Below are 17,617 nucleotides of genomic sequence, written 5' to 3'. Positions count from 1 at the left end.
GCGCTTCATACCTGACTATAACCCAAGGAATTGAAGGGTTCGACTCAATGGAATTAATGGGGGCAACAGAAAGACTGATCAACCCCGGGCAATCGGGATCACTCCCCGCTCCGGCATCGGACTGGGCGCCGGTGTCGCCGTCACCCAGGCATGCCCGTAAATCACCTCATAGGTCGCCGGCAACACACCCTCGGCATTCCGGAACGACTCATAGGCCGCCTCCGCCGCCCGCAACCGAGACGGCGTGGTCAACCCCCGCCCCCGCCCCAGCAGGGCATTGGTGGCCCCGATCGCCTGCAGATCCCGCATCAGGCGCCGCATCCCCGGATAGGTCACCGTGATCCGCTCCACATCCATCACCGGGTCCGCAAATCCGGCCCGCACCAGGGCATCCCCCACGTCATGCATGTCCAGAAAGGCATTCACATGGGCATGACCGTCCACCGCCTCCCAGGCCGAACGCAACTCATGCAGGGTATCCGGCCCTAGGGTCGTGAACATCAGCAGCCCGCCGGGAGCCAGCACCCGCCGGAATCCGGCAAACGTCCGGTCCAGGTCATTGCACCACTGGATGGTCAGACTGGAAAAGATCAGATCAAAACCGGCATCGGCAAACGGCAGCGCCTCCACATCCGCACACACCAGCCCCGGCTTGCGCCACCAGCCGCCCCCCTTGCCCGCCTGCCGCAACATGGACGGCGACAGATCCAGCCCCACCGCCCGCGCGCCGCGATACCGTCGACGCAGCCCGCGCAGCCCCTGCCCCGTGCCCGTACCCGCATCCAGCACCCGCGACGGCTGCAGCCGGATCCACGCCAACCGCTCCAGCAACCGGCTGCAGACCTCCTTCTGCAACACCGCCGCCTCGTCATAGGACGGGGCGGCCCGGTCGAAGGTGGCGCGTACCCGCTGCTTGTCCACGCGGTATCGGGAGAGATCAGTCATGCAGGAAACTCCGGAGAACGGCCTCGAATTCGGCCGGTCGGGACAGAAACGGGGCATGGCCGGCGCCCTCGATCACGGCGGTGCCCATGGCCGGCCGCAGCGCCTTGAACGAAGCCTCGGCGGCGGCGGGCACCAGGGTGTCGTACTCCCCGAACACGGCATGCACCGGACATGGCAGCGCGGCCAGAATGGGGCGCAGGTCCATGTCCCGCAACAGTCCCAGCCCCTCGGTCAGGGCCTCGGGCGTGGGCGGGCTGTCCAGCAGACGGCCACGCAGGGTCTTCAATGCCGCCTGGGCATCGGGCAGACCGTGAAACTGCAGGGACAGGAAGCGGTTCAGTGTCACCCGGTACTGGGCGGCCAGACCCTGGGCAAAGGCATCCAGCACCGGCAGGCGCATGGCATGGGGCCAGTCCGGGGCCTGCACGAAGCGCGGCGTGCCGGCCACCAGGATGACCCGGTGAACCCGCCGCGGATGGCGTGCTGCGGCCTGCAGGGCCACCAGCGCACCCAGGGACCAGCCCACCAGGGTGGACCCGGAAATCGGCAGGGTGGCGGCCAGGCGATCCGCCAGGGTATCCAGATCCCCCAGCAGGACTTCATCGGCGGCGGCGCCATGGCCGGGCAGATCCACGCAACAGACCTGGAAATCATCGGCCAGGGCGCGGGCCAGATCCTCCCATACCCCGGCATTGAGACCCCAGCCGTGGATCAGGGTCAGGCTCGGGCCATGACCCTGGGAATGGGTTGTCAAGGCAACAGTCACTCACACCCCTCCTCCGGGCCGGCATATTTCCGCATTCCCAGTATATTTCTGCATTCAGATGATCTTCCCCTCACCCCAACCCCTCTCCCACAAAGGAGAGGGGCTTTAAGGCATGTTCTCGGTTATCATGCGCGGCAAACCCAACCGCCCGACCGACCCAACAGGCCGGCGAGGATACGCCACCCCATGCTGCTGCCCATCATACTGACCATCGCCGCCTACCTGATCGGCTCCATCTCCACCGCCATCATCACCTGCAAGCTGCTGGGCCTGCCCGACCCCCGCACCCAGGGCTCGGGCAACCCCGGCGCCACCAACGTCCTGCGCTCCGGCGGCAAAAAGGCGGCCATCATCACCCTCGTGGGGGATCTTCTCAAGGGCCTGATCCCGGTATTGATCGCCCAGGCCCTGGGGCTGGAAGGTCTTGCCCTGGCACTGGTGGCCCTGGCCGCCTTCCTCGGCCACCTGTTCCCGGTGTTCCACCAATTCAAGGGCGGCAAGGGCGTGGCCACCGGCCTGGGTGTCCTGCTGGGCCTGCACTGGGCCGTGGGACTGGGCGCCCTGGTCACCTGGCTGCTGGCCGCCGCCATCACCCGTACCTCCTCCATCGGTGCCCTGGCCGCGGCCACCTCGGCCCCCATCTGGGTGGCGCTGATCATGGGAGATGCCTGGGTCACCATCGCGGCCTGCTTCATGATGGCCTTCATCTATGTAAGGCACGCCAGCAACATCCGCCGCATCATGAACAAGACGGAACCCAGAATCGGGCAGAAAAAGCAGCCCTAGGCCCGACGACACATCCCCGGCCCGAGGGGCCGGGGGCCGCTCCCACGGCGCGACCGAAGGTGCTACACCGGCGCCAGCTCGTCAATGCTCCACCGGGCCCGGGCCGGAATCTCCAACCCGCACTGGGCCCCGGCGGCCAGGCGCAAGGCCCCGGCCAGGGCGATCATCGCCCCGTTGTCGGTACAGAACTCGATGCGCGGATAGAACACCTGCCCGCCCTCCTCGGCCGCCATCGCCGCCAGCGCCGCCCGCAGACGACGATTGGCCCCCACCCCACCGGCCACCACCAGGCGCCGCGCCCCCACCGCCTGCATCGCCCGCCGACACTTGATCACCAGGGTATCCACCACCGCATCCTCGAATGCCCGCGCCACATCCGCATCCAACCGGGCATCCCGGGAACCGTCCCGTAGCGTGGTCAGCGCCCGCGTCTTCAGACCGGAAAAACTGAACGCCAACCCCGGCCGATCCGTCATCGGCCGCGGGAAACGAAACCGCCCCGGGTCTCCCTGCTCCGCCAGCCGCGCCAGCGCGGGACCACCCGGGTACCCCAGCCCCAGCAACTTGGCCGTCTTGTCGAAGGCCTCGCCCGCCGCATCATCCAGACTTTCCCCCAGAATCCGGTATCGGCCCAGACCCCGTACATCCACCAGCATCGTGTGCCCACCGGACACCAGCAAGGCCACGAACGGAAACGCCGGCGCCGGTTCCTCCAGCAGGGGCGCCAGCAGATGTCCCTCCATGTGATGCACGGCCACCGCCGGCACGCCCCAGCCCCAGGCCATGCTGCGGGCCACCGACGCCCCCACCAGCAGCGCCCCCAAAAGCCCCGGCCCGGCGGTGAACGCCACCCCGTCCAGGTCATCGCCACTCACCCCGGCCTCCCCCATCACCTGACGCACCAGCGGCAACACCCGGCGCACATGGTCACGGGAGGCCAGCTCCGGCACCACCCCGCCATACTCCGCATGCAGGGCCACCTGACTGTGCAGGGCATGGGCCAGCAGCCCCCGGCGGGTGTCATACACCGCCACCCCGGTCTCATCGCAGGAGGTCTCGATCCCCAGGACACACAGGGCGTTTTCGGCATCAACAGACTTTTTCAGGCTCATTTCACTCACGGGGCTTTGGTTTTTGGTCCGCACCATCCTATAATGCGTGATTCTCCGCCGGAGGTGGAGTAGCTGTGCCCCTGAACCTGTGAACTGAATTGACGGACGGTGACGATTTTATGCCCCACGTGCGAGTAAAAGAGAACGAACCCTTCGAGGTCGCCCTGCGCCGCTTCAAGCGCACCTGCGAAAAGGCCGGTGTACTGACCGAAGTGCGCCGCCGCGAGTTCTATGAAAAGCCCACGGAAGTGCGCAAGCGCAAGGCTGCTGCTGCCGTGAAGCGTCAGATGAAGCGCCTCTCGAAGGAAATCAGCCGCCGCGAGCGTCTGTACTAAGTCCTCTACGCGCCATGACGACCTCCTCGCTCAAGTCCCGGATCACCGAGGACATGAAGGCCGCCATGCGCGGCGGCGACAAGTCCCGTCTGGGTACGGTGCGTCTGATCCTGGCTGCCATCAAGCAGATGGAAGTGGACAGCCGCACCGAACTCGACGACGCCCAGATTCTGGCGGTGCTGGACAAGATGGTGAAGCAACGCCGCGAATCCATCAGCCAGTACCAGCAGGCCGGCCGTGACGACCTGGCCCAGGTGGAGCAGGCGGAACTGGAGGTGATCCAGGCCTACCTGCCCCAGGCCCTGACGGACGATGAAATCCGGCAGATGATTGATGCTGCACTGGCCGAATCCGGTGCCGAATCGGTCCGGGACATGGGCAAGGTCATGAACCTGCTCAAGCCCCGCATGCAGGGCCGCGCCGACATGGCGGCGGTCAGCGGAATGGTCAAAACCCGCCTGTCCTGACCCGCCAAGGACCGGCACATCGGCCGTTTTCATGACCTGGCCCCGGGTAAACGCCCCTCCATCCATATACGTACACGGACAACCCTTCGTATAATCGGGGGTTTAACCCCATGTGCATCGAGAACTCATGAGCCAACTGAAAAACGACCGACTCCTGCGGGCCCTGCTGCGCGAACCCGTGGACACGACCCCCATCTGGATCATGCGCCAGGCCGGCCGCTACCTACCGGAATACCGCGCCACCCGGGCCCATGCCGGCAGCTTCATGGGCCTGTGCGAAAACCCGGAACTGGCCTGCGAAGTCACCATGCAGCCGCTGGATCGCTTCCCCCTGGATGCCGCCATCCTGTTCTCCGACATCCTCACCATTCCGGACGCCATGGGCCTGGGCCTGTACTTCTCCGAGGGTGAAGGCCCCCGCTTCGAGCGCCCGGTACAGGACGCCGCCGCCATCCGCGCCCTGGGCGTGCCCGACCCGGAAGACAAACTGCGCTACGTGATGGACGCCGTGCGCCTGATCCGCAAGGAACTGGACGGCCGGGTGCCCCTGATCGGCTTCTCCGGCAGCCCCTGGACCCTGGCCACCTACATGGTGGAAGGCGGCTCCTCCAAGGAATTCGCCCGCATCAAGGGCATGATGTATGACGACCCGGCCACCCTGCACCACCTGCTGAGCGTGCTGGCCGACACCGTCGTGGCCTACCTGAACGCCCAGATCGCCGCCGGCGCCCAGGCCGTGATGATCTTCGACACCTGGGGCGGCTCCCTGAGCCCGGAGAACTACCGTCTGTTCTCCCTGCAGTACATGCAGCGCATCGTCGAAGGCGTGACCCGCGAGGCCGAAGGCCGCAAGGTGCCGGTGGTGCTGTTCACCAAGGGCGGCGGTCAGTGGCTGGAAATCATGGCCGACACCGGCTGCGATGCCCTGGGTCTGGACTGGACCGTGAACATCAGCGATGCCCGCAAGCGGGTGGGTGACCGCGTGGCCCTGCAGGGCAACCTGGACCCGGCCGTGCTGTATGCGTCCCCCGACAAGGTCCGCGAAGAGGCCAAGAAGGTCCTGGCCGGCTTCGGCCACGGCAGCGGCCACGTCTTCAACCTGGGCCACGGCATCCATCCGAAGATCGATCCGGAAAACGTTGCCGCCCTGGTGGAAACCGTGCACGAGGAAGGCAAGCAGTACCACGCCGGCTGATAGGACGGGGTGAGGGGCCTACCCTCACCCCTCCAGCATCTGCTCCACCACCTTCAACCCCGCCCGCTTCATCGGTCGCCCGTCCACCGGGCTCGGCGGCGGCTGACGGATCCCGTCCACCGGGAACACCACCACATCCACATCCACCCCTTCCGCGCCGAACTCAATGCAGGGATAAAACACATGCCCCTGCCCGCTGCGCAAACGACGCTCGTCCGCCCGCCAGGTCACACCCCGGTCCTGCAGAAAGAAGATGACCTCCTCCGGACTGTCCGCAAACACATGCAGGGTCAGCTCATCCCGGCCATTGACGATCCCCGCCAGCACCGGCCCCACCAGACGGGGATTGAAGGGCTCCAGCATGCGCATCGCCTTCACCGCCACCTGCCGCAGATGCCGAAGCTGAAGCCGTGACGCGTCATCCTCGAACAGACGCTGACGCTCCATCACCGCCTCCTCGATCTCCGCGTTCCTGGGCAGATTCCGGGTCTGACCCGCGCCCAGCCGGTCCGCCGCCTTGCGCTTGGCCAGGCGGTAATCCACCACCCCCTCGTCCAGGATGATGCGGGCCGCCTCCTCGGCGATCATCTGACGCACGCGAAGATCATTGGTGGACATGACGCACCTCCCGACAGCTTCAGAAAATGCTTTCCGGCGTGTGCTCGTCCGCCCTCGGACCCGGCGCCTCCCGGGGCAACTCCGGCGGTAACTGCTCCGGCGTGAACACCTCGAAGATGGCCCGCTGGGTGCGACTGGTCACCCGACCGCCGGTTTCCGCGTCGATCCGCAGGCTCACCATGCCGGACGGCTGGGACCAGCGCCGCTGGGGCTGACCCTTGAGCGCCTCGCCCATGAAATCCACCCAGATGGGCAACGCCGTGGAACCGCCGGTCTCGCGGCGCCCCAGGGACGTGTACTGGTCAAAACCCACCCAGGCGGTGCTGACGATATTGCCACCGAAACCCGCAAACCAGCCATCCCGCAGCTCGTTGGTGGTCCCGGTCTTGCCCGCCACATCCTCCCGACCCAGGGCCCGGGCACGCCCCCCGGTGCCGCTTTGCACCACATCCCGCATCATGCTGTACATCTGATAGGCGTTGGAGGCCGGAATGGTCCGCTCCGCCGGTGCCTCGCAGGGGGAGGACTCGCAGACCCGCCGGGGCACGTTGAGGAACACCACCTCGCCGGCGTCATTCTCAATCCGCTCGATGAACCAGGGCTCCACCCGATAGCCGCCGTTGGCAAACACCCCATAGGCGCGGGTCAGCTCCAGCGGCGTCACCGAACCACTGCCCAGGGCCATGGACAGCGACCGGGGATGACGGGCCGGCTCCAGCCCGAAACGGTCCAGATATCCATGCACCCGGTTCACCCCCACCTCATCCAGCAGCCGGATGGACACCAGGTTGCGGGAATGGGCCAGGGCCTCCCGCAATCGGGTCGGCCCGTAGAAACGGCCGCTGTAATTGCGCGGCCGCCACTCCCCCTGCAGGGAGACATCCTCGATCACGATGGGCGCATCATTGATCACGCTGGCCGGTGAATAGCCATGATCCAGGGCCGCCGAATAGATGAAGGGCTTGAAGGCCGAGCCGGGCTGACGCTCCGCCCGCACCGCCCGGTTGAAATTGCTGCGATAGAAATCATAGCCGCCCACCAGGGCCAGCACGGCGCCGTCCCGGGCGTCCAGGGCCACCAGCGCCCCTTCCACCGCAGGCACCTGACGCAGCACCCAACGGTCCTCGGCCTCCCGCAGCAAACGCACCACATGCCCGGGACGCACCACATCCGACACCCCCCGGGGCGCCGGACCGCGCGTGGATTCATCCACATAGGGCCTGGCCCATTCCACCGCGGCGCGATTGAGCGTCACCCGCTGGCCCCGGCCCACATAGACCGTTGCCCGGTCCGCGTTCGCTTCAAGCACCACCCCCGGCCACAACTGCCCGGCCACCCGGGGATACTGCGCCAGCACCCGGTCCAGGGCCTCGTCGGTATCATGCCGCCGCAGGTCGATCTCCGCCTCCGGACCGCGATAGCCATGGCGCAGGTCATAGGCCATCAAACCCGCCCGCAACGCCCGGCTGGCCGCCCCCTGCATGGCCGGGTCCAGCGAGGTGTACACCCGATACCCATCCGTATGGGCCGCCTCGCCGAAACGGGCCACCATTTCCAGGCGGGCCATCTCGGCCACATGGGCCGCATCCACCTGCACCACCGGGTTATGCAGCCGGGCCGTCTCCGGTGCCTGCCGGGCCGCCTCGAACGTGGGCGTATCGATGTACCCCAGCTCGTGCATGCGCCCCAGCACATAATTGCGACGGGCCACGGCACGGGTGGGGTTGGTGATGGGATTGGCCCGCGAGGGCGCCTGGGGCAGACCGGCGATGGTGGCGATCTGAGGCAGGGTCAGGTCATGCACATCCACCCCGTAATACACCTGCGCCGCCGCCCGCACCCCATAGGCCCGGTGCCCGAGGAAGATCTTGTTCAGATACAGCTCCAGGATCTCGTCCTTGGTCAGCTCCCGCTCGATGCGAATGGCCAGAAAGATTTCCGTCAGCTTGCGGGTATAGGTCTTCTCCCGGTCCAGGAAGAAGTTACGGGCCACCTGCATGGTGATGGTGCTGCCCCCCTGGGTCTTCTCGCCGGTGGCCACCAGATTGAGCGCGGCCCGGATCAGACCCACATGATCCACCCCGGGGTGGCTCTCGAAACGGTCATCCTCCGCCGCCAGGAAGGCCAGGCGCATCAGCTCGGGCACATCCTCAATGGCAATCGGCTCGCGGCGCTGCTCACCATATTCCGCCATCAACAGCCCGTCCCGGCTGTATACTCTCAGGGGTACCTGAAACCGGACGTCCCGCAGGGTTTCCACCGCCGGCATCTGGGGCGCCAGATAGGCATAGGCGGCTGCGGTGAAGAGCACCCCCAGGGTGAACACGCCGAACACGGCCATCAGGCCAAACACAAGGGATTTGATCAGGAATCGCATGAAAATGCCTGCAGGCTCGACAAAACGGCCCGATATCGGGAGAAGGCAACCACTCTTCGGAAATACCGCACACCCCGGGGATGAACGGCGGGCGTTAAGGTAGTAATTCCGAAAACTTGGGTCTAGTATCGTGAAAAAACTATAAGCCAGTCCGCCCAAGTGCCGCAATGAATTGAAGGGGTCACCGTGATAGGATTCGCCCGCAAACGCCCCACGCTGATCGGAATCGACATCAGCTCCACCTCCGTGAAGATGGTGGAACTCTCCCGTTCAGGCGCCAGTTACCGGGTGGAAGGCTACAGCGTGGAGCCCTTGCCCGGCAGCGCGGTCATGGAAAAGGTCATCCAGGACGTGGACGCCGTCGGCCAGGCGATCAAGACCGCCTACCGGCGCCTGGGCAGCGCCAACAAGCACTGCGCCCTGGCCGTCCCCTCCTCGGCGGTGATCACCAAGGTCATCACCATGCCCGCCAACCTCAAGGAAGACGAGCTGGAAGGACAGATCCAGGTCGAGGCCGACCAGTACATCCCCTTCGCCCTGGAAGAAGTCAACCTGGACTTCGAGATCATCGGCCCCGCGCCCAAGAATCCCGATCTGGTGGAGGTGCTGCTCTCCGCCTCCCGCAGCGAAAACGTGGAGATGCGGGTGGCCGCCGCCGAACTGGCGGGCCTGACCCCCAAGGTGGTGGACGTGGAGGCCTACGCCATCGAGCACGCCTACCCCCTGCTGGCCGCCCAGGCCCCGGAACTGGACCCGGACGGCCTGGCCGCCGTGATCGACGTGGGCGCCACCATGACGGCCATCACCATCCTGCACAAGCAAAAGATCATCTACACCCGGGAACAGAGTTTCGGCGGCAAGCAACTCACCGAGGAAATCATGCGCCGTTTCGGCATGTCCTACGAAGAAGCCGGCCGCAGCAAGAAGGACGGCGGCCTGCCCGACAGCTATGTCCCCGAGGTACTGGAACCCTTCAAGGACACCATGGCCCAGCAGGTTGCCCGGTTCCTGCAGTTCTTCTACGCCGCCAGCAGCCATGCCCACGTGGACCAGATCATCCTGGCCGGCGGCTGCGCCGTCATCCCCGGCGTGGACGAACAGATCGAATCCCGGCTAGCCACCCTCGCCCGGGTGGGCAACCCCTTCAGCCAGATGAGCCTTCACCCCCGCGTCAACCCGCAGCGCCTGGGCGGTGACGCCCCGTCACTGATGATCGCCTGCGGCCTTGCGATGAGGAGTTTCGACTGATGTCCCGCATCAACCTGCTCCCCTGGCGGGAACAACGGCGCAAGGAACAGCAAAAGGAATTCACCGTCATCGCCGTGCTGGTGGCCCTGGCCTGCCTGGTGACGATCTTCCTGGCCCATGTCCAGGTCAACAACCTCATCCAGCAGCAGCAACAGCGCAACAACTTCCTGCAGAACGAAATCCGCATCCTGGACCGGCAGATCGCCGAGATCCAGGACCTGGAAGCCACCCGCCGCGCCCTGGTGGACCGCATGACCATCATCCAGGAACTCCAGACCAGCCGGCCGGTGGTGGTCCGACTGTTCGACGAACTGGTCAACACCCTGCCCGGCGGCACCTACCTCACCGCCGTCACCCAGCGCGGCAACAATCTGGAGATCACCGGCCGTGCCGAATCCAATGCCCGGGTCTCCGCCTACATGCGCAACCTGGAAGACTCCCCCTGGTTCACCGAACCGGTCCTGCTGGTGATCGAAACCCGTGAGGAACAGGGCGTGCGCCTGAGCGACTTCCGCCTCACCGTTCGCCAGGCCACCCCGGGCGCCGAGAATACGGAGGCCTCCCGATGAAAAAGGGCAGCTTCAATCTCAACGATCTCAACAACATCGACCTCAAGACCATCGGCTCGGCCCCCCTGCCGGCGCGCCTCCTGGTACTCGTGATCATGGCCGCCGCCCTGATCGGGGCCGGCTACTGGTTCGACACCAAGGGCCAGATCGAGCGCCTGCGCCAGGCCGAGGCCCGGGAAACCCAGCTGCGCCAGCAGTTCGAGACCAAACAGCGCCGCGCCGCCAACCTGGACGCCTACAAGGACCAACTGGAAGAAATGCGCCGCAGCTTCGGCACCATGCTGCGCCAGCTGCCCAGCCAGACCGAAATCCCCAACCTGCTGGTGGACGTCTCCCAGACCGGCCTCGCCTCCGGCCTGGAGATCGACCTGTTCCGCCCGGAAAACGAGATCCGCCGCGGATTCTATGCGGAAAAGCCCATCCGCCTGCGCATGAAGGGCAACTACGAACAGGTGGCCACCTTCACCAGCGGCGTCGCCGCCCTGCCTCGCATCGTCACCCTGCACGACATCAACCTGCGGCCCGAACAGGGCTCCAACCGGCTGACCATCGAGGCCACCGCCAAGACCTATCGCTACCTGGAAGGCTCCGATGGCTGATCCCAGACACCCTCAAGGCCTCGCCGGCCTGCTCGTGGCCGGCCTCCTGGCCGTCACCATCCCGGGCCTGACCGGCTGCGGCAGCGACCTGTCGGACCTGCAGCGCTATGTGGAGCAGACCAAGCAGCGCCCCGGCGGCCGCATCGAACCCATCCCCGAGATCGTGCCCCATGAGGTCTTCACCTACCCGGGCCACGAACGCGACCCCTTCGACAGTGCCGTCATCATCACCCGCGTGGCCGAAGCCGCAACCCGCACCCCCAGCGGCGTCACCATCGACGTGGATCGCACCCCCGAATACCTGGAACGCTTCCCCCTGGACACCCTGCGCATGGTCGGCACCCTGGAACAGGGCGGCATGCAGTGGGCGCTGATCCGCACCCCGGAACGCACCATCCAGCGGGTGACCGAAGGCAACTACCTGGGCCAGAACCACGGCCGCATCCAGCAGATCAGCCCCAGCGGCATCGACATCACAGAAATCGTGCCGGACGGATTCGGCGGCTATATGGAGCGCAGCGGCTCCATTGCGCTCACAGAATAGGCAACGAGGAACAGACGCATGACACCGGCAACCTTGCGACGCACCCTGCCCCGGACGGCACCCGCCCACCGGCACTCCTTCGCCCTGCTGGTCCTGTGCCTGCTGGCCCTGTGCTGGCAAGGCGCCGCCGCCCAGACCCGCGCCCTGGAGCAGATCATCTACAACACCCTGCCCGGCGATCGGCTCCAGGTCATCATGCGTTTCTCGGCGCCGCCGCCGGAACCCATGAGCTTCACCATCGACAACCCGGCCCGCATCGCCCTGGACTTTCAGGACACCCGCAACGCCCTGCCCCAGCGCAGCCAGACCATCAACATGGGCCTGACCCAGTCCGTCAACAGCGTGGAGGCCTCCGGCCGCACCCGGGTGGTATTCAACCTGGTGCGCATGATGAGCTACGACACCCGTCTCGACGGCAACGACCTGGTACTCACCCTGGCTCCCGGCGGCGCCCCGGTCACGGCAACCGCCCCGCCGACGGTCTCCGGCCTGCCCGGACGGACCCGGGAAGCCCCGTCACCGGCCCAGCAGGCCCGCGGCATCTCCAATGTGGATTTTCGCCGCGGTCCGGAGGGCGAAGGCCGGGTCATCATCGCCCTCACCGACCCCCGCACCCCGGTGGACGTACGCGAACAGGACGGTCGCATTGAACTCTCCTTCCATCGCACCCACCTGCCGGAACAACTGGAACGGCGCCTGGACGTGACCGACTTCGCCACCCCGGTGCAGACCATCGACGCCGTGCTGGAATCCGAACGGGTGCGCATCAGCGTGGCCACCACCGGCGAGTACGATGTCCTCTCCTATCAGGCCGAAGGCAGCTACACCCTGGAGGTCAAGCCCCTCACCCGGGAAGAGCGCGAAGCCCTGGAGCGGGAACGCTTCGTCTATACCGGCGAGCGCCTGTCCCTGAACTTCCAGGACATCGAAGTGCGGTCCGTGCTGCAGCTCATCGCCGACTTCACCGACCTCAACGTGGTGGTCAGCGACACCGTGACCGGCAACATCACCCTGCGCCTGCGCAACGTACCCTGGGACCAGGCCCTGGACATCATCCTCAAGACCAAGGGACTGGCCCTGCGCCAGAACGGCAATGTCCTCTTCGTGGCCCCCACGGAAGAAATCGCCGCCCGCGAACGGCTGGAACTGGAATCCCAGCGTCAGGCGGCCGAACTGGCCCCGGTACGGGCCGAATTCATCCAGGTGAACTACGCCCGGGCCGCCGACGTGGCCGGCATCATCAGCGGCGAGCAGACCCGGTTCCTGTCGGAACGGAGCAGCATCACCGTGGACTCCCGCACCAACACCCTGCTGGTACAGGACACCGCCGACAAGCTGCAGGAAATCCGTCGCCTGATCAGCACCCTGGACATCCCGGTACAGCAGGTGCTGATCGAAACCCGCATCGTGGTGGCCACCGACGACTTCGCCCGCGACCTGGGCATGCGCTTTGGCGTCACCGGCGTGCGGCAGGACGGCAACACCCTCTACAGCACCGGCGGCGGGCTGGCCGCCACGGACGGCATCATCCGGGATGCCGTCAATAACCTCAACAGCACCGGCTCCCCCTTCCCGGTGGGCGTCCCCAGCCTGAACGACCGGCTGAACGTGAACATGCCCGTCACCTCCCCCGCCGGCAGCATCGGCCTGTCCATCCTGCGTCCGGACGTACTGCTGGATCTGGAGCTGACGGCCCTGCAGGTGGAAGGCCGGGGCGAGATCGTCTCCACCCCCCGGGTCATCACCGCCAACGGCCAGACCGCCGTGATCAAGCAGGGTGAGCGCATCCCCTATGAGGAAGCCACCTCCTCCGGCGCCACCGCCATCCAGTTCATCGACGCGGTGCTGTCCACCGAGGTGACCCCCCAGATCACCCCCAACGGCAACATCATCCTCAACATCCGGGTGAACAAGGACAATGCCGGCACCCGGGAAGTCCGGGGCACCCCCTCCATCGAAACCCGCGAAGTGAACACCCAGGTCTTCGTCCGCAACGGCGAAACCGTGGTGCTCGGCGGCATCTACGAGATCACCAGCCTGGACCAGCTGCGCAAGACCCCCTTCCTGGGTGATCTGCCGATCATCGGCCAGCTCTTCAGGCAGCGCAGCCGAAGCGAGAACAAGGCGGAACTGCTGGTATTCGTGACGCCGAAGGTGGTGGAGGAGTCGACGTTGAATCGTTGACGAACGAACCGAGGGATAGCGCGCACAACCAGGCGATGGGCGCCCCGTGACAGGCACCCCGTCAGTCTCAATATGGTCGCTTCAAGTGGGCAATCCCTACTTGGGCAAGGGCAGAATATGATCAACAGACATCCAGGCATTCCAGGTGTGAAAATCGGCGGCATTCTGGCGGCGGCGTTGCTGCTGTTCGCCTGCGGAGGAGGAGATGACGGGGGTTTCTCGGGCGGAGATCAACCAGGTACCGTCATCCCGGCCGCCGACAGTATCCAGGCCTTTGCCGTCGACAATAAGGTTCAGATCAACGCCAACGGCGTGGACTTCGCCGATATCAGCGTCCTGGTCAAGGATGCCCGGAACCTCCCCATGGGCGGCGTGCCGGTGGTCATGTCCGTGGACCCGGATGGGTCCCGGCCCGGTAGCCGTGGCTACAACTTGATCGTCAACAGTGCCGTCACCGCGGAAGACGGCACCGTGACCGCCCGCCTCGGCAGCAGTCAGAGCCTCCTCGCCGGCAACGCCGTGGTCACCGCCCAGGTGGAGAACAGCAGCCTGAGCACTTCCATCGGCTTTGTGTTCGTCGGCCCCGGCCTCACCGCCAGTCCCAGCCAACTGTCGATGGTGCAGGGAGACCGGGACACCGTCACCGTCACCGCCACCGCCGGTGCGGGCACCCCGGGCAGCAATCAAACCCTTTGCATCGATGCGCCGTCCATTACCCAGGTGGTTGCCGATGCCGGGGTGAACACCACCGGCACCGCCGATTGCCCTGCCTCGGTGGTCACCAACAGCACCGGCCAGGCTACCTTCAGGCTGGATGCCCAGACCCTGGGCACCGGCACCCTGCGGCTCACCGGCCTAGGGCTGACCGTGGACATTCCCGTTTCCGTGGTCGCGGCGGGCGTGCAATTCTCCACCCCATTGCCGGAGGATGCCTTCGAATTGACGGAAACGGTCGACATCGCCGTTCAGGTCCCCGGCTATACCGGCAACCTGCAATTGGCCACCACCTCCGGCATCATCAACGGCGGCACCAATCTGGCTGTGGTGCCCGTCAGCGGCGGCACGGCCACCGCCACCCTCACCGGCTTCAGCAGCGGCCGCATCACCCTGTCGGCGGAAAAACAGGACGGCTCGGGCGAACGGGCCATCACCACCTTCTTCGCCTTTGATGACAGCCCCCTGATCCCGGACCAGACCAACGTATCCCTCCAGGCCAGTCCGGCCACCCTGGCGGTAGGTTCCACCAGCACGGCCGACATCACGCTGACGGCCACCCGTGATTTGCCAGGGCAATCCAACGACATTCCCGTGCCCCCGGGTGAACTCATCACCTTCGGGTTCGATGGCCCCAGCCAGGGTTCCAGCCTCAGCAGTCCCTATGCCTACACCGACGCGGACGGCATCGCCAGCGTGCGTTTCCTGGCGGGCGGCACCGCTTCTTCGGGCGAGGGCGTGCGGATACGCGGCTGCATCACCTCCATCAACAAGTGCGCCACAACCACCGTCACCCTGACCAATCGGCCGGGCTCCCTCACCATCGGCCTGTCCAACACCATCGGCGCCACCAACAACGACACCGCCTACGTACTGCCCATCTCGGTCATCGCCACCGACATCAACGGCGGTGCCCTGGAAAATGTCAATATCTCCCTGCGCGCCTGGCCCACCCGTTATCGCACCGGGTTCCGTGACCTGGAAGGTGACCTGATTCCGGTGGATACACTGACCAACGAGGATACGAACCGGAACGTGGCCCGGGACCTCAACGATGACTGGTCCACCACGACCCGCGTCAGTGCCACCCTGGGGCTCGCCCCCATCCGTCGGCGGTGTGAACCCGCCGACGGCCCCGAGCCCACGCCTGCGGTCACCGACAACCTCCAGGCCTATCAGGCAGGCTGCAAATTGCTGCCGGAATCTTCGGTTGCCAGCCTGCCCGGCGTGGTCACCACCGATGAAAACGGGCTGGCGACATTCAATCTCACCTACCCCAAGGACCGGGCTCAGGTGGTGGAGATGGAGGTTCTGGCCACCACCCGGGTACAGGGCACTGAAGTGCAAAGCTCCCGCATCTTCTTCCTGCCCCGCGAGGAAAGCGACGATAACTTGCCGCACTCCCCTTACAACATTTACTTTGAATCTCAATAGTATTTCATGTTGACGCGGGGGCGAGATGCCCCCGCACGGGACTCGAAAACGACCAACGCACACTATCCCGTGGTCGCTTCCCTTTACAATCAAAACATTGCCCAAAACCGCAGTCCCGATTATTCCCCCAAAGATTCCGTTCATCGACCCGGCAGCGACTGCGGCCCGATACCCGTCTAGACTCTATTCCATGAAAAGAGCCAACGGATTCACACTTGTCGAGTTGATGGTCACCCTGGCCGTGGCCGCCATCCTGGCGACCGTGGCGGTGCCTGGTTTTACCCAGATGATCCAGAGCAACCGGGTCACCACGCAGACCAATGAACTGGTGTCCGCCTTCGCCCTGGCGCGCAGCGAAGCCATCAAGCGTGGGGGCCAGGTTTCCGTGACCGCCACCGGCAATAATTTTGCCACTGGCTGGTGCGTGCATTTGGGAGCAAACTGCACCGGTACGGACATATTGCGGCAGTTCCCGGCAATGAAAAACATGACGGTCACCCCCAACAACCAGGCAGCCATCCGCTTTGATGGCCGTGGCGCCAAGACAGAACCGGCCGGGGTGATCAGCCTGGAAATCAAACCCCAGGGATGCCCATCCGGAAAGGCCGGCATGCGCCGGACCCTGGAAATTCACAATACGGGACGCTCCAGCGTTACCTCTGGACCTTGTTGATCATCGAAGGGGAGTCGCAAATGGAATGCCGTCGCACCACGTGTTTCCCTCCCCCACCGCAACAAGGCTACACCCTGATCGAAGCCATGGTCGCGGTTCTGGTCCTCGCCATCGGCTTGCTGGGACTTGCCGGTCTGCAAGCCACCGCCATGCGTTTCAACCACGATGCCCAGCTTCGCTCCCAGGCAACCTTCCTGGCCTACGACATTACCGACCGCATGCGCGCCAACCTGACCGGCGCCTACGAATCCGGTTTTTCCGGCAACCCGAACTGCGATACGGACTTCACCCCTTCCGGTGCCGATCCGGCCTCCGACGATCTGGAAGAATGGCGAAACCTGCTGGCCTGCCTCCTTCCCCGCGGGGACGGCGCCATCACCCGGGCCGGAGACACGGTCACCGTCCGCATCCGATGGAATGAACGGGAAGACCAGAACGCCGACTTCCTTCAGCAGTTCGATTTCAGCACGAGGCTGTTTTAGCCATGGACAGACCTGACATCGCCAGCCTGCCGCCTTGCGCACGCCGTGAAACCGGGCTTTCCCTGGTCGAACTGATGGTGGCCATGGTCATCGCCCTCATCATCACCGCCGGAATCATCCAGCTATTCCTGGGCACCCAGCAGACCTACCGCCTCCAGCAACAGCTGTCCGTGATCCAGGAAAACGCCCGCTTTGCCACCGACGAGATCAGCCGCGACGTGCGCATGGCCGGCTTCGTCGGCTGCTTAAGACCCGACAACGTCAATGTCAACATCATCGCCAGCCCGGCCGGTTCCGTGGTTTTTAACGCCGATCAGTTGCTCGATGGGCTAGACAACGTTCCCGCCGGCACCACCATCGGCGGCCGTGCCGTGACCGAGGGGACGGACCTGCTGATCATGACCGGTGGCCGCCCCCCCGTGGGTCGTCTCATCGAGGAAAAGGTAGCCATAAAGTGGACCCCATCGTCAAGACAGAAAGAGTATGAGTTTAAGCAATAGCTTGGGGGTCGCTCGCAGCGGAACAGCGCTGCCCTGGTACTGCGGTTTCACTGGGTGGCGTCACAGCCG

Annotated in this window: 18 protein-coding genes; 13 read left to right on the top strand and 5 right to left on the bottom strand. The window is 65.4% G+C overall.

Going from position 1 to position 17,617, the window contains the following annotated elements:
* Window positions 1–78 precede the first annotated feature (78 nt).
* Window positions 79–945 (bottom strand): malonyl-ACP O-methyltransferase BioC, encoded by an 867-nt coding sequence (gene bioC / locus ACLF6L_RS02445; protein WP_412852291.1) that lies wholly within the window; start codon window positions 943–945, stop codon window positions 79–81.
* On the bottom strand, window positions 938–1,711 hold the full coding sequence (gene bioH / locus ACLF6L_RS02440; protein ID WP_412852290.1) for a pimeloyl-ACP methyl ester esterase BioH: 774 nt from the start codon (window positions 1,709–1,711) through the stop codon (window positions 938–940). The genes bioC and bioH overlap by 8 nt, the downstream gene beginning before the upstream one ends.
* A 186-nt stretch (window positions 1,712–1,897) precedes the next feature.
* On the opposite strand from bioH, the gene plsY reads away from it, so the two are divergent.
* Complete coding sequence (plsY, locus tag ACLF6L_RS02435) at window positions 1,898–2,497, top strand: glycerol-3-phosphate 1-O-acyltransferase PlsY (protein WP_412852289.1); 600 nt, start codon at window positions 1,898–1,900, stop codon at window positions 2,495–2,497.
* Window positions 2,498–2,559: 62 nt separating this feature from the next.
* On the opposite strand, the gene tsaD is transcribed toward plsY, so the two are convergent.
* Complete coding sequence (gene tsaD / locus ACLF6L_RS02430; RefSeq protein ID WP_412852736.1) at window positions 2,560–3,573, bottom strand: tRNA (adenosine(37)-N6)-threonylcarbamoyltransferase complex transferase subunit TsaD; 1,014 nt, start codon at window positions 3,571–3,573, stop codon at window positions 2,560–2,562.
* 155 nt (window positions 3,574–3,728) lie between these two features.
* Between tsaD and rpsU the strand changes: the two genes are divergently transcribed.
* The 3 genes from rpsU (at window position 3,729) to hemE (ending at window position 5,606) form a co-directional block, all read left to right on the top strand.
* Entirely contained in the window at window positions 3,729–3,944 is a 216-nt protein-coding gene (gene rpsU / locus ACLF6L_RS02425) for a 30S ribosomal protein S21 (protein WP_008931893.1), read from the top strand.
* A gap of 14 nt (window positions 3,945–3,958) precedes the next feature.
* Window positions 3,959–4,411 (top strand): GatB/YqeY domain-containing protein, encoded by a 453-nt coding sequence (locus tag ACLF6L_RS02420; protein WP_238617279.1) that lies wholly within the window; start codon window positions 3,959–3,961, stop codon window positions 4,409–4,411.
* Window positions 4,412–4,538: 127 nt separating this feature from the next.
* Window positions 4,539–5,606 (top strand): uroporphyrinogen decarboxylase, encoded by a 1,068-nt coding sequence (gene hemE / locus ACLF6L_RS02415; protein WP_238617278.1) that lies wholly within the window; start codon window positions 4,539–4,541, stop codon window positions 5,604–5,606.
* A gap of 24 nt (window positions 5,607–5,630) precedes the next feature.
* Here hemE and ACLF6L_RS02410 read toward each other — a convergent pair whose 3' ends face one another.
* The gene (locus tag ACLF6L_RS02410) at window positions 5,631–6,224 is read right to left on the bottom strand and encodes a hypothetical protein (protein WP_238617277.1); all 594 of its coding nucleotides are present in this window, start codon (window positions 6,222–6,224) and stop codon (window positions 5,631–5,633) included.
* A 19-nt stretch (window positions 6,225–6,243) separates the two neighbouring features.
* The gene (locus tag ACLF6L_RS02405) at window positions 6,244–8,601 is read right to left on the bottom strand and encodes a penicillin-binding protein 1A (protein ID WP_412852288.1); all 2,358 of its coding nucleotides are present in this window, start codon (window positions 8,599–8,601) and stop codon (window positions 6,244–6,246) included.
* A gap of 186 nt (window positions 8,602–8,787) precedes the next feature.
* Here ACLF6L_RS02405 and ACLF6L_RS02400 point away from each other — a divergent pair, with 186 nt between their 5' ends.
* From ACLF6L_RS02400 to ACLF6L_RS02360, 9 genes are all read left to right on the top strand, one after another.
* A complete protein-coding gene (locus tag ACLF6L_RS02400; protein ID WP_238617275.1) occupies window positions 8,788–9,849 on the top strand; it encodes a type IV pilus assembly protein PilM in 1,062 nt (353 codons plus the stop codon).
* Window positions 9,849–10,418: a PilN domain-containing protein gene (locus tag ACLF6L_RS02395; protein WP_412852287.1), complete on the top strand. Its 570-nt coding sequence runs from the start codon at window positions 9,849–9,851 to the stop codon at window positions 10,416–10,418. Before ACLF6L_RS02400 ends, ACLF6L_RS02395 begins: the two co-directional genes overlap by 1 nt.
* Window positions 10,415–11,017 (top strand): type 4a pilus biogenesis protein PilO, encoded by a 603-nt coding sequence (locus tag ACLF6L_RS02390; RefSeq protein ID WP_238617273.1) that lies wholly within the window; start codon window positions 10,415–10,417, stop codon window positions 11,015–11,017. Before ACLF6L_RS02395 ends, ACLF6L_RS02390 begins: the two co-directional genes overlap by 4 nt.
* Window positions 11,010–11,561: a pilus assembly protein PilP gene (locus ACLF6L_RS02385; RefSeq protein WP_238617272.1), complete on the top strand. Its 552-nt coding sequence runs from the start codon at window positions 11,010–11,012 to the stop codon at window positions 11,559–11,561. Before ACLF6L_RS02390 ends, ACLF6L_RS02385 begins: the two co-directional genes overlap by 8 nt.
* Window positions 11,562–11,579: 18 nt before the next feature.
* Entirely contained in the window at window positions 11,580–13,745 is a 2,166-nt protein-coding gene (gene pilQ, locus ACLF6L_RS02380; protein WP_412852286.1) for a type IV pilus secretin PilQ, read from the top strand.
* 147 nt (window positions 13,746–13,892) lie between these two features.
* A complete protein-coding gene (locus ACLF6L_RS02375; RefSeq protein ID WP_412852285.1) occupies window positions 13,893–15,893 on the top strand; it encodes a hypothetical protein in 2,001 nt (666 codons plus the stop codon).
* Between the two features lie 190 nt (window positions 15,894–16,083).
* Window positions 16,084–16,566 carry a GspH/FimT family pseudopilin gene (locus ACLF6L_RS02370; RefSeq protein WP_412852284.1) on the top strand — a complete coding sequence of 161 codons (483 nt, stop codon included), beginning with the start codon at window positions 16,084–16,086 and terminating at the stop codon, window positions 16,564–16,566.
* 20 nt (window positions 16,567–16,586) lie between these two features.
* Complete coding sequence (gene pilV / locus ACLF6L_RS02365) at window positions 16,587–17,048, top strand: type IV pilus modification protein PilV (RefSeq protein ID WP_412852283.1); 462 nt, start codon at window positions 16,587–16,589, stop codon at window positions 17,046–17,048.
* A gap of 2 nt (window positions 17,049–17,050) precedes the next feature.
* Window positions 17,051–17,548 (top strand): PilW family protein, encoded by a 498-nt coding sequence (locus ACLF6L_RS02360; protein ID WP_412852282.1) that lies wholly within the window; start codon window positions 17,051–17,053, stop codon window positions 17,546–17,548.
* Window positions 17,549–17,617: the final 69 nt, after the last annotated feature.

This window comes from Ectothiorhodospira shaposhnikovii, assembly GCF_047222355.1.
GTDB lineage: Bacteria > Pseudomonadota > Gammaproteobacteria > Ectothiorhodospirales > Ectothiorhodospiraceae > Ectothiorhodospira.
This window is presented reverse-complemented; position numbering and strand designations above follow the sequence as displayed.